The sequence below is a fragment of the Lysinibacillus sp. OF-1 genome (genome assembly GCF_028356935.1).
Taxonomy (GTDB): Bacteria; Bacillota; Bacilli; order Bacillales_A; family Planococcaceae; genus Lysinibacillus; species Lysinibacillus fusiformis_D.
Map to the genome: position 1 here is coordinate 3,558,189 of NZ_CP102798.1, position 12,827 is coordinate 3,571,015.

Consider the following 12,827-nt stretch of genomic DNA (forward strand, 5'->3'; position numbering starts at 1 on the left):
GGTATTTTTTATCTTTCACCAAATTCGATTATTCTACAATTTCAACGCCACCGATTATTGTGTAGTTAGATGCGTCTAACCAGAAACCTTTTACAGCATTGCTGTAGACTGCTAAATGCTCATAGTTACGAACTGGAATGTATACAGCTTCATCTAACTCTATTTGCATTGCCTTTTTGTAGATTTCATTACGTGCTTCTTGATTTGACTCAGAACGCCCTTGCTCAATTAGCTTGTCTACCTCTGGATTTGAATAGTAGAAATGGTTGCCTGGAGGTCCCATAGAAGCCGTGTGGAATAGATTAAATTGGTTATAATCAGCATCCCCAGTAGCATTACCCCAACCACTAATAAATATTTGGTGCTGTTCTTTCGTGATTTCAGAAATAAATGCACCATACTCCATTACTTGAATTTCAACATCTAATCCAATACCTTTTAATTGAGATTGAATAACCTCAGCCATATTGATACGCTCTTTACGGTCACTTGTCAGTAATTTAACTTTTGTTCCTTCTTTAACGCCAGCTTCTTTTAGTAACTCTTTTGCCTTTACTACATCATAGTCATATGGTTTTGTTTCACTAGAATAACCAATAATTTTAGGACTCATTGCCGAATTTGCAAGTGTACCTACATTATCATAAATACCACTAATAATTGCTTCGCGGTCAACTGCATAACTAATTGCCTGACGTACTTTTACATCTAATAATAGTGCATCTTTCACATTGAAACCGATAAATTCTACTGCAAGTCCTTCGGCACGGAATAAATTCATCGTTGAAGAATTTTCTATGCGGTCAATCTCTGTTACGGGTACTTGTTCAGCGATATGTGCTTCTCCACTTTCAATCATTGCTAAACGAGTAGAGTCCTCTGGTACGACTTTAAATGTTACTTTATCTACTTTCGGTACAGTGCCCCAGTAATCTTTGTTTGTATTTAATGTAATTTCTTGACCAGATTTCCAATCCTCGAATACAAATGGACCTGTCCCTACTGGATGTGTTGCTAATTCATCAGCCGCTTCCGCAATAGCTTTCGGGCTGATCATACTACCTTCTTGACTTGCTAAAATAGATAAAAGCGGTGCATATGGTTCTTTTAACTTCAACGTGACAACATACGTATCATCTACCACTGCTTCATTAATCATTGATAATTTATCACGTTGTGGTGAACCAGTTGCAGGATCTAAAATACGATCAAATGTAGCTTTAACAGCCTCTGCATTAAAATCTGCTCCATCATGGAATTTAATGCCCTCATTTAATGTAAATGTCCAAGTGACATCATCTTTTTGCTCCCACTCTTTTGCAAGTAATGGATCAATTTTGCGATCTCTATCAAAAGCAACAAGTGTTTCATATATTTTGCCATGGATAATATTCGCTGACGGAATATCTGTAATAAAATGAGGATCAAGGCTTGTCGCATCCGATGCTCTTAGAACAACTAATTCTCCTCCTACACTTTTTGATCCCTCCTTAGAACCTTCTGAACTTTGATTACTTGCAGTTGAACATGCCTGTAAAACAAGTACGGTAATGAGTGTCATAAATAAAATCAACTTCATTTTCTTCATAAACATTTCCTCCTTATATGATTTGATCCTTACATTTCGAATTATAAAGAAATAAAATTCACTTGTTTTTTAAAATCTTTACTTATTTTTTAAATTTTCTGACTAATACTCCATTAATCATTTACATTCTTTACGCTTTTCACTAAATTGAAAACAAATCAAATAGAAAAGGAGATTCGATATGGATAAAGTAACTACTACTATCGATCATTCTGTTTTAGTGAATGCACGCAAGGCCTCTAGAAAAAAGAATCTTGTCTCTTTCCTAAACAAAATAAAAAAAAATAAAGCGGCGGTCGCTGGGGGCATCATCATTCTTCTATATATATTGATGTTTCTTATCGGACCTATTCTAGCACCTTATGATCCTTACGACGTACAGTTAGATCAAAAATTACAAGGGCCAAGTTTAGATCATCTAATGGGCACCGATGACAAAGGACGAGATATTTTAAGTCGAATTTTATATGGTTCACGCTTATCCATTGGAGTTGGTATTTCAGCTGTGTTATTTGGTGGATCGATTGGCACATTCCTAGGACTTATCGCTGGTTATTATGGTAAATGGGTTGATTCTATTATTAGTCGAATTTTAGATATCATGCTTGCCTTTCCAGGTATTTTATTAGCTCTAGCTATTGTCAGTGCATTAGGGCCAAGTCTAATTAACGTCACAATTGCAGTAGGTTTTTTCTCTATCCCCATGTTTGCTCGTATCGTACGTGGCTCGACAATGGAAGTTAAAAAACTAGAATATATCGATGCTGTCAAAACACTCGGAGCAAATGATATGACGATTTTAATTAAACATATTTTCCCGAACATTTTATCACCGATTATTGTACAAGCATCTATGCGTTTAGCAACGGCTATTCTATCTGCGGCAGGTCTATCCTTTTTAGGATTAGGGGCACAGCCACCATCTCCTGAATGGGGTGCCATGCTATCAAACGGAAGAGATTTCTTATTTACTGCTCCTTATATGGCGCTATTCCCTGGTATTATGATTTCCATCCTTGTTTTAGGATTTAACTTATTTGGCGATGGTTTACGCGATGCGCTAGACCCAAGAATGAAAAATTAAAGGAGAGAAGACACATGACATTATTTATCATAAAACGGCTCGCTCAAATTATTCCTGTGACCCTTGGTGTAACGCTTGTTGTTTTTTTAATTATGCAAATGATCCCCGGTGATCCCGCCATTATTTTAGCAGGAGAAGGAGCTTCTCAAGAAACGGTTGAAGAATTACGTGAAAATTTAGGGCTTAATAAACCATTAGCTATCCAATATACAGATTATATTAAAAATCTTGTACAGGGAGATATGGGGCATTCGTTAAAAAATAAACAACCTGTATTTGAGGAAATTACTGCACGTTTACCAATTACAATTGAGCTAGCCTTTTATGGTATTTTAATCACTATTATTTTGGGGTTGATTGCCGGCATCATCTCAGCAATCCGTCCATATTCGTTTATGGATGTTGGACTAATGATTGTCGCCTTATTAGGGATTTCCCTACCAAGTTTTTGGTTAGGTATTTTATTGATGTATGTTTTCTCTGTACAGCTACACTGGCTTCCTGTAGCAGGTTGGGATAGTGCCAAACATATTATTCTACCAGCGGTCACACTAGGTGCTGGTGGCGCTGCAATCGTTGCGCGTATGACTCGCTCTAGTATGCTAGAGGTTGTGAACCAAGACTATATTCGAACAGCGAAGGCGAAAGGTTTAAAAGGCTATATTATCATTTTAAAACACGCACTACGCAATGCCTTAATTCCAGTTATTACAGTTGTAGGCTTACAGTTTGGTAGTTTACTTGGGGGAACAGTATTAGTAGAATCTGTGTTCGCTGTCAACGGCTTAGGACGAATGATTGTAGATGCTATTCGTACACGAGATATACCTGTTGTTCAAGGCGGCGTTCTCGTAGCCTCATTAATATTTGTTTTCATTAATCTTTTCGTAGACATATTATATCGAATTTTTAATAAACGAATGGATTTAAACTAGGGAGGGAAAAAGCGATGAAACAAAATACCGTGTTAGAAGTAAAAAATTTACAAACTTATTTTTATTCGAGTGAAGGCGTTGCCAAAGCTGTGGATGGTGTTTCCTTTATACTTCAAAAGGGAGAAACGCTAGGCATTGTTGGTGAATCTGGTTGTGGGAAATCAATGACCTCCCTATCGTTACTTCGTTTAGTACCGTCACCTCCTGGTAAAATCATCAACGGTGAGATTTTCTTAAATAATACAGATATCTTAAAATTATCAGATGAGGAATTACGCAAAATTCGAGGCAATAAAATATCAATGATTTTCCAAGAGCCTATGACAAGTCTAAATCCTGTGTTATCCGTTGGGGAGCAAATTGCTGAATCTATTCGCTTACACCAAGGTTTATCACGTAAAGAGGCATGGCAAAAGGCCGTCGATATGATCCGTCTAGTGGGAATTCCTGCACCAGAAAAAAGAGCGAAGCAGGAGCCGTACCAGTTAAGCGGTGGGATGCGTCAGCGCATTATGATCGCAATGGCATTAGCGTGTACACCCGATGTTTTAATTGCAGACGAACCTACAACGGCACTTGATGTAACCATTCAGGCTCAAATTATTGAAATTATACAAAATCTGCAAAAGCAATTAGGCATGAGCATTATTTTCATTACTCACGACCTAGGTGTTGTAGCAGAAATTTGCGATAAAATTGCTGTGATGTATGCGGGGCAGATTGTAGAAGAAGGCACAACAGAAAGTCTTTTTGAAAAACCGTTACACCCCTATACAAATGGATTAATACAATCATTACCAAAGCTCTATGAAGAGCAAGAAGAATTATCTACTATTCACGGAACTGTTCCAAGTCCATACAATTATCCGGTTGGCTGTCGTTATGCAGAACGTTGCCCATTTGCTACAGATTTATGTCATGAACAACAACCTGAGCTTATGACTGTGGAGCACGAGAAAAAAGTAAGATGTTGGATGTACAGCAATGAATGGCAAGGGCAAACAATGATGAAGGAGATGACAGTATGACAACAGCGCTACAAACACAACCACTCTTACAAGTAAATGATTTAAAACAGCATTTTTTCTTAAAAAAAGAAAAGCTCTTCGGTCCTCAGCAAATTGTAAAAGCTGTGGATGGTGTTTCCTTTGACATTATGCCTGGTGAAACACTTAGCATTGTTGGAGAATCTGGCTGCGGAAAATCAACGACGGGGCGTTCTATTTTAAGATTAGATGAACCTACTTCTGGAGAAGTAATGTTATTTGGTAAAAACTTAGTGAATATGAACAAAAAAGAGCTACGTGCTGCACGCAAGGACATCCAAATTATTTTCCAAGATCCGTATGCATCCCTTAACCCACGAAGAACCATTCGTAAAATGTTAACAGAGGCCATGTCTATTCAAAAAATAGTACCACCTGAACAACAAGAGGCACGCATGATTGAATTAATGTCGCTTGTTGGATTACGTCCTGAATACTTAGAGCGCTATCCACATGAATTTTCTGGTGGTCAGCGTCAACGTATCGGAATTGCAAGAGCTCTTGCAGTCAATCCTAAAATTATTATTTGTGATGAATCGGTTTCTGCGCTAGACGTTTCTATTCAAGCACAAATTTTAAATTTATTAAAGCAGCTACAACGAGATTTAGATTTAACATTTTTATTTATCTCACACGATTTAAGTGTTGTTCGACATATTTCAGATCGTATCATGGTCATGTATCTTGGAAAGGTTGTCGAAATTGCTGATAAGCATTCCCTTTTCACACAGCCATATCATCCTTATACAAAAGCATTATTTTCTTCTATTCCAGTAATCGACAAACAACATCGCAAGGAGCGCATTATTTTAAAAGGAGACCTACCGTCACCTCTTAATCCTCCTACTGGCTGTAGCTTTCACACACGTTGTCCATTCGCCACAGAGAAATGTAAAGCAGAAGTTCCAGCATTACGAGAAATCACTGCAACACATAAGGTAGCTTGCCATTTTGCAGAAAATTTAGTTTAATGTATCTTACACTTATAAAATAAATGGAGAGATCATTATGTTACAACTAGAAACCTTCAACATATATATTCTCCTATGTGTAATTGCTCCAATTATTGGAGCTTTTCTGCTTACTTTTATATTTATTTTCGAAAAACAAATCGATAGCCTTGAGGAAGAAAAGAGAAGTTTAGAGCTCAAGCAGGATTTACAACGAGCGAATATTCTTCAGTTAAATCAGCAAATACAACCACATTTCTTTTTTAACGCATTAAATTCATTGCTAAGCCTAGCCCGCATCAATCGTAAGGAAGATTTGGTTGCGGGTATTGAGGCCTTAGCAACGTTTTTTAAATTTAAATACAATAATCATGAGGTTTTAATCGCGTTAAAGAACGAGATACAATTTATGGATAGCTATTTAAATATTCAACAGTTACGCTTTGGACATCGTTTGACGATTCATAAGGATATGGATGATGAAGCTCTATCTGTACAAATACCTCCATTTATTTTGCAGACCATTATTGAAAATGCATATAAACATAGCTTTGAAAAGCATATAGGACCTGCTGAGTTATCCATTACGATAAAAAAAATGGACAAGATCTTATTAATAGAAATAAAAAATACACAGCCCTTAGAAAAGATAGAAACTGCTATTGAACAGCTAGAAGATGAATTACAGCAAGGTTATGGTCTTGAAAATATTAGACAACGGCTTGAGCTTATTTATGGTCTCGAAAATGTTTTATTTTCGATTCAAAATAATGAACAGTTTTACACAGTTACAATTCACGTTCCCGCTTAGCCCTTCTATCAATTTGAATGTGAAAGGAGAATCTCACCATGCATATTTTAATCGCAGATGATGAGCCGTTAGAGCTAGAGCAAATGATTTATTTATTAAAACCGCATTTCCCTAATTGGACATTCCATACTGCTCAGGATGCCTCACAAGCTCTGCAATTAGCTAAAAAACACCGTATGACTATCGCCTTTTTGGATATCCAAATGCCTGGGAAAGATGGTATCACTTTGAGCAAGGAATTAAAAGAAATGTATGAAATAGACATCATTATGGTAACTGCTTATCAGACCTTCGAATATGCCCAGCAAGCATTGCGTATCGGGGTAAAAGATTATCTTACAAAACCTGTTATTGCTAGTGAATTAGATGCGATTGTGGAGAAATATAAAGTATGGAGCTCCAACCATGATGCGATTCAAAGTGCGCTTTCCTATATCCATGAAAACTATTATGAAAAGCTCGGTTTAAATATTATTGCAGAAAAGATCCATTTGAATCCAAGCTACTTAAGTCGTAAATTTTTGGAGGAGCAGTCTATTGGCATTAATGAGTATATAAATAATTACCGCCTCGAAATGGCCGTGAAGAAAATAAATGAAAACCTGGACGCAAGCATGTCTGCAATTGCGGAGAGCTGTGGATTTAATAGCCAACACTATTTTAGTGTGGCCTTTAAGAAAAAGTATAATCAATCGCCACGTCAATATAAATCCGCTAAAATGAGTAAAGGTATTTGATGGTATGTTAAAAAATTATTCATTGCTCGTACCATTTGCAAGTTTAAGCACAGCAGCAGGCGTCATCATTCTTTTAGCAAGATGGATTAACGGTAATTTATTATTGTCCTCTCCCTCAGCCCTTATTTCTTTTGGCTTTATGGCAGGCATTTGTTATACATTAGCAACAGCCATTTCATTTATTGTATTGAGCTCCTTGTTAAATAAAAGGAATTACAAGCAAAACCAGCATACACAAAGCTTTTTACTCTTTACCATACAACAAAAATTGAGTGGTATGAATTTAAAAGTGATACGACTGTTTTACCTTTTGACAAGCATTGAACTTTGGTTAATTCAATTAATTAGCATTAGTGTCTTGTCTGAAATCATGTTAAATATCCCGATACCCATTACGCTTTTTTTATTTCTAACCGGTATGTTACTGCTTGATCGCATCATGTCTGTGAAAAGTATACTTTGGCTAGAAATTTTATTTATCATCGCCCTGTTTTCATTACTTATTTTTATCCCTATTTACTACTTTGTACAAAATGGAGCAAGCACCGTTTATGAAGGCATTCGCTTATACCACCCTTATTTATTTTATTTTAAAAATAGCGAAATCCTCCTGTTCTATGTCATTATTCAATTAGCCGTTTTAGGACAAGTACTTTTTGATAAATCAACATGGTATTTAATTGCATTTATCAAGCCCAAAAAAATACGTCGCAGCCTATTTTCATCAGGTGTGATTTTAGCATTATTAACATTATCCTTTACAGCTATTTTAATGATTGCTTTATACAGTGGCTCCTTTGGTCAGTTTCAAGTGCTAATTTTTACGTTCTTATATGAAGTACAGCCTGGGTTTCTGACATTCGCTTTCCTTGTCATTGTCCTGTTGGCCGTTGTGACGTCCTTACTTGTAGATATGCGTGCAACAAAACGTTTTTTTATGAAGAAAAGACCCTATTATTTTTACTTAATTGGACTTATGGTCATTTTACTTACCTTTTTCTTATCTATCGATTTAACGATTTTAGGGGTTATTTATTCTTTCGCGTTCCTGCACATTACCATACTGCCGTTTATGTTAATTCTTTTATTTACGAATCGCCGTATTCATAAACATAGTTGGTTTGTCATACTGCTATCTATCCTCATAGGAATTGGCGTTGCCCTAAGCTTCAATGCACTTTACGGATTAGCAACTAGCTTTATGATCTCTAGCATTTATCAATTAATGCTTCAGACCGATACTATAGAAAAAATGCCTGAACCCTAAAATATATGGAGGTCAGGCATTAGTCTGTAGTTAACTAAATATATGTCTTTTATGTTTTCGTAAATAATGATTAGGTAAAAAAATACATCCTAAATACCTTCTTCTGCATCTTTAAATAACACCACTCGTACGTTTGCCACAATGGTCAGAACTTCCCAAACACGCCTTACACTTTCACTTCCCTAGTTGGTTTCCTACGTTTTCATTTACACATTGGTCATAAAATTTTAAAAACTTCACACAATAAAAAAGTGTTTTGACATGAGCTTTTCTTGTTATAGAACTGTATTTATCGTATTCGTATGCCCTGTTGCATACTTTTTTTCTATTATCTATTGAATAACTAGCAAAAAAACTGTTATAGTGAGATTGTTTGTCTGACGTCTGACTAATTAAGATCTTTAGCTGTTCTTCTGAATTTAGAACATCAGGACAAACTATTACACATACTTATGGAGGAACTTATGAGATACTTAATATCCTTTTGTGGATTGTTACTTGTTTTTGCCCTAGCTTTATTAATGAGTAAAAACAAAAAAGAAATAAAATATAAATATATAGTGGTGATGTTAATCATCCAATTTTTATTGGCAGCTCTACTACTCAATACGACAATTGGTTTTGTTTTAATCAAAGGAATCACCAAAGTATTTGATCATTTATTGTCTTACGCAAATGCAGGGATATCATTTGTTTTTGGTGGATTAGCAAATGAAGGAGAGTCTCCGTTCTTCCTAGCTGTATTATTACCGATTGTCTTTATATCAGTCTTAATTGGGATTTTGCAGCATTTTAAAATTCTCCCTTTCTTCATGAAATGGATAGGATTACTGTTGAGTAAAGTAAGTGGAATGGGGAAATTGGAATCCTATAATGCTGTTGCTTCCGCAATGGTTGGACAATCGGAAGTATTCATTACAGTTAAAAAACAATTAGATAAGATTGCGCCACAGCGTATGTATACATTATGCGCATCCGCGATGTCGACCGTCTCGATGTCAGTTGTTGGCGCGTACATGACGATGATTGAACCAAAGTATGTCGTAACGGCGATTGTGTTAAACTTATTTGGTGGTTTTATAATTGTTTCCATCATTAATCCGTATACCGTAAAAGAAGAGGAAGATATCTTAACCATTGAAGATGAGCAGAAGCAAGCTTTCTTCCAAATGCTTGGTGAATATATTATGGATGGCTTTAAGGTAGCCATCATAGTTGGAGCCATGCTGATTGGTTTCGTAGCATTAATGGATTTAATCAATTCATTGTTTGATATGATTATCGGTGTTTCTTTCCAAGAAATATTAGGCTATATTTTTGCACCAATAGCTTTCCTAATGGGTATCCCATGGGCAGACGCTGTTTCAGCTGGTGGAATAATGGCCACTAAATTAGTAACGAATGAATTTGTTGCTATGATCAACCTTGGCGACGTCTCAGAGTCCATGAGTGAACGTACACTGGGCATTATTTCGGTATTCCTTGTATCCTTTGCCAACTTTTCATCCATCGGTATTATTTCCGGAGCAGTTAAAGGGTTAAATGAAAGACAGGGTAATGTCGTTGCTCGTTTTGGCTTAAAGTTATTGTACGGAGCCACACTTGTCAGTATCCTAACAGCTATTATTGTTGGATTGATTATTTAAACATCATCATTTGAGCTGCACTCCGATAGTTATGGAGTGTAGTTTTTTAAATTATCCACTATAAACTCTTCACGAAAAATAAAAAATGTACATCACTAAAATTTCATTTAGTAATGTACATTTTTATTATTTAGATCATTTTATTTAACGACAATATTGACAAGTTTGCTTGGAATAACGATAATTTTCACTAGGTTTTTTCCTGCCATATATTCTTGTACTTTTTCATCAGCAAGCGCTACTTTTTCGATATCCTCTTTTGAAGCATCTTTCGCTACGACGATTTTTGCACGGACTTTACCAGCCACTTGCACGGCAATCTCCACTTCATCATCCACAAGCTTCGTTTCATCGTATGTTGGCCATTGCTCGTAAGAAAGTGTTGAATCGTGGCCTAATAGCTGCCATAGCTCTTCTGCAATATGCGGCGCGATTGGTGCTAGCATTTTAACAAAGCCTTCCGCATACTCTGCTGGAATAACGTCAGCTTTATAGCAATCATTGATAAATACCATCATCTGTGAAATAGCTGTGTTAAAGCGGATACCTTCGTAATCCTCTGTCACTTTTTTCACTGTTTGGTGGTATGCTTTTTCAAGTGTTTGATCGTTAGACACTTGAATTTTTGATGAAATGGCACCATCTTCTTCATTAACAAATAGACGCCAAATACGATCTAAGAAACGACGTGCCCCATCTAAACCATTTGTTGACCATGCAACAGATGCCTCTAATGGTCCCATGAACATTTCATACAAACGTAATGTATCGGCACCATGTGATGAAATGATTTCATCTGGGTTTACAACATTACCTTTCGATTTAGACATTTTTTCATTACCTTCACCAAGAATCATACCTTGGTTAAATAATTTATGGAATGGCTCTTTCGTGTGAACAACACCTAGATCATAAAGAACTTTATGCCAGAAGCGAGCGTAAAGTAAGTGCAGTACTGCATGCTCCGCTCCTCCAATATAAATATCTACTGGTAACCAACGTTTTAGTAACTCTGGATCTGCAATCGCCTCTGTATTTGTAGGGTCGATATAGCGTAAGAAGTACCAGCTAGACCCAGCCCACTGTGGCATTGTATTTGTTTCACGGCGACCCTTTTTGCCTGTCTCTGGATCTACAACATTCACCCATTCAGCGATATTAGCTAATGGTGATTCACCAGTACCCGATGGACGGATATTATCTGTTTTTGGAAGCACTAATGGTAATTCTGATTCTGGAACAGGTGTGATCGTGCCATCTTCCCAATGAATCATTGGAATTGGTTCACCCCAGTAACGCTGACGTGAGAATAGCCAATCACGTAGTCGATAAGAAATTTTCTTCTCTCCAACGCCTTTTTGCTCTAACCATTCAATTGCTTTCGCAATGCCATCTTCTTTATTTAAACCATTAAGGAATTCAGAATTAATATGTTGACCATCACCTGTAAATGCTTCTTTGCTAATGTCCCCACCCTCAAGTACAGGAACGATGTCTAAACCAAATGCAGTCGCAAATTCATAGTCACGTTCATCATGTGCTGGCACCGCCATAATAGCACCTGTACCGTAAGACACTAACACATAGTCAGCAATCCAAATCGGCGCTTTTTTCCCGTTAATCGGATTCACGGCATAAGCACCTGTGAATACGCCTGTTTTTTCTTTTGCTAAATCTGTGCGCTCAAGATCCGATTTCATTTTCACTTTCTCTAAATATGCCTCAACAGCTTGACGTTGCTCAGCTGTCGTTATTTGTTCTACCAATTTATGTTCAGGCGCAAGTACACAATATGTAGCACCAAATAATGTATCTGGACGTGTTGTGAAGACCGTGAAGTTTTGATCTGAACCATCAATAGCAAATGTTACTTCTGCCCCTTCTGAACGACCAATCCAGTTGCGCTGCATATCTTTAATAGATTCTGGCCAATCAACTTCTTCTAGGTCATCGATTAAACGATCAGCATATGCAGTAATTTTAAGCATCCATTGTTTCATTGGTCGACGTTCTACTGGATGCCCACCACGCTCTGATTTTCCATCAATTACTTCTTCGTTAGCCAATACCGTACCAAGCGCTGGACACCAGTTAACAGCTACTTCATCCACATAGGCTAAACCTTTTTTATAAAGCTGGATAAAAATCCATTGTGTCCATTTATAATACTCTGGATCCGTCGTGTTAATTTCGCGATCCCAATCATAACTGAATCCTAGCTCTTGAATTTGGCGTTTAAAAGTTGCAATATTTTTAGCTGTAAATTCTGCTGGGTCATTTCCTGTATCGAGTGCATATTGCTCAGCTGGTAAACCAAAAGCATCCCAGCCCATTGGATGTAATACATTGTAGCCTTGCATACGTTTAAAGCGTGATAAAATATCTGTCGCTGTATATCCTTCTGGATGTCCTACATGCAGTCCAGCGCCAGATGGATATGGAAACATATCTAATGCAAAAAATTTAGGCTTCGCTGTTTCATTTTCAGTTTTGAATGTTTTGTTATTAGCCCAATATTGCTGCCACTTTTTTTCAATTTGTAGATGATTAAAACTCATTCTTTTTCCTCCTTCGATTGAATCATGTTGCTCTTCATCATAATTGACAAAATATTTAAAAAATAAAAAAACTCGTCCCTTTCTTTATAGAAGGGACGAGAGAATTTGTACTCCCGCGGTACCACCCAAATTAGTGATTACACTCGGCTCAAGCTTCCTTAACGCGGAAGAAACGACACACGCTGTTTCACGCGGGCAGACTCAG

The 12,827-nt window shown here is 36.9% G+C and carries 10 protein-coding genes and 1 other annotated feature (1 of these 11 only partly in view); of the genes, 8 read left to right on the plus strand and 2 right to left on the minus strand.

Translation table 11 applies throughout. The features are described 5' to 3' along the window. Positions 1-28: 28 nt before the first annotated feature. Positions 29-1,588, minus strand: a complete 1,560-nt coding sequence (locus NV349_RS17330; protein ID WP_271910736.1) for a glutathione ABC transporter substrate-binding protein — start codon at positions 1,586-1,588, stop codon at positions 29-31. 181 nt (positions 1,589-1,769) lie between these two features. On the opposite strand from NV349_RS17330, the gene NV349_RS17335 reads away from it, so the two are divergent. The 8 genes from NV349_RS17335 to NV349_RS17370 all read left to right on the plus strand — a co-directional run bounded on the left by NV349_RS17335 (position 1,770) and on the right by NV349_RS17370 (position 10,064). Beyond that, a complete protein-coding gene (locus tag NV349_RS17335; RefSeq protein ID WP_036118772.1) occupies positions 1,770-2,672 on the plus strand; it encodes an ABC transporter permease in 903 nt (300 codons plus the stop codon). 14 nt (positions 2,673-2,686) lie between these two features. Then, a complete protein-coding gene (gene nikB, locus NV349_RS17340; RefSeq protein ID WP_271910737.1) occupies positions 2,687-3,607 on the plus strand; it encodes a nickel ABC transporter permease in 921 nt (306 codons plus the stop codon). Positions 3,608-3,621: 14 nt separating this feature from the next. Next, positions 3,622-4,635 (plus strand): ABC transporter ATP-binding protein, encoded by a 1,014-nt coding sequence (locus tag NV349_RS17345; protein WP_271910738.1) that lies wholly within the window; start codon positions 3,622-3,624, stop codon positions 4,633-4,635. Continuing rightward, positions 4,632-5,624, plus strand: a complete 993-nt coding sequence (locus tag NV349_RS17350; protein WP_141905335.1) for an ABC transporter ATP-binding protein — start codon at positions 4,632-4,634, stop codon at positions 5,622-5,624. Before NV349_RS17345 ends, NV349_RS17350 begins: the two co-directional genes overlap by 4 nt. Positions 5,625-5,661: 37 nt before the next feature. Next, positions 5,662-6,414: a sensor histidine kinase gene (locus tag NV349_RS17355; protein WP_036118768.1), complete on the plus strand. Its 753-nt coding sequence runs from the start codon at positions 5,662-5,664 to the stop codon at positions 6,412-6,414. A 38-nt stretch (positions 6,415-6,452) separates the two neighbouring features. Further along, positions 6,453-7,151 (plus strand): response regulator transcription factor, encoded by a 699-nt coding sequence (locus tag NV349_RS17360; protein ID WP_036118767.1) that lies wholly within the window; start codon positions 6,453-6,455, stop codon positions 7,149-7,151. A 4-nt stretch (positions 7,152-7,155) separates the two neighbouring features. Next, positions 7,156-8,418, plus strand: coding sequence for a permease (locus NV349_RS17365; RefSeq protein WP_271910740.1), 1,263 nt, complete (start codon positions 7,156-7,158; stop codon positions 8,416-8,418). A 464-nt stretch (positions 8,419-8,882) separates the two neighbouring features. Then, positions 8,883-10,064, plus strand: a complete 1,182-nt coding sequence (locus tag NV349_RS17370) for a NupC/NupG family nucleoside CNT transporter (RefSeq protein ID WP_036118765.1) — start codon at positions 8,883-8,885, stop codon at positions 10,062-10,064. A 140-nt stretch (positions 10,065-10,204) separates the two neighbouring features. Here NV349_RS17370 and leuS read toward each other — a convergent pair whose 3' ends face one another. Next, entirely contained in the window at positions 10,205-12,622 is a 2,418-nt protein-coding gene (gene leuS, locus NV349_RS17375; protein ID WP_271910742.1) for a leucine--tRNA ligase, read from the minus strand. An 88-nt stretch (positions 12,623-12,710) separates the two neighbouring features. Next, positions 12,711-12,827: a binding site (T-box leader), on the minus strand (it continues 94 nt past the right edge of the window).

Bases quoted from the DNA above. Each gene is read 5' to 3' on its own strand.
- NV349_RS17330 (WP_271910736.1), bottom strand. From the start codon at position 1,588: ATGAAGAAAATGAAGTTGATTTTATTTATGACACTCATTACCGTACTT.
- NV349_RS17335 (WP_036118772.1), top strand. From the start codon at position 1,770: ATGGATAAAGTAACTACTACTATCGATCATTCTGTTTTAGTGAATGCA.
- nikB (WP_271910737.1), top strand. From the start codon at position 2,687: ATGACATTATTTATCATAAAACGGCTCGCTCAAATTATTCCTGTGACC.
- NV349_RS17345 (WP_271910738.1), top strand. From the start codon at position 3,622: ATGAAACAAAATACCGTGTTAGAAGTAAAAAATTTACAAACTTATTTT.
- NV349_RS17350 (WP_141905335.1), top strand. From the start codon at position 4,632: ATGACAACAGCGCTACAAACACAACCACTCTTACAAGTAAATGATTTA.
- NV349_RS17355 (WP_036118768.1), top strand. From the start codon at position 5,662: ATGTTACAACTAGAAACCTTCAACATATATATTCTCCTATGTGTAATT.
- NV349_RS17360 (WP_036118767.1), top strand. From the start codon at position 6,453: ATGCATATTTTAATCGCAGATGATGAGCCGTTAGAGCTAGAGCAAATG.
- NV349_RS17365 (WP_271910740.1), top strand. From the start codon at position 7,156: ATGTTAAAAAATTATTCATTGCTCGTACCATTTGCAAGTTTAAGCACA.
- NV349_RS17370 (WP_036118765.1), top strand. From the start codon at position 8,883: ATGAGATACTTAATATCCTTTTGTGGATTGTTACTTGTTTTTGCCCTA.
- leuS (WP_271910742.1), bottom strand. From the start codon at position 12,622: ATGAGTTTTAATCATCTACAAATTGAAAAAAAGTGGCAGCAATATTGG.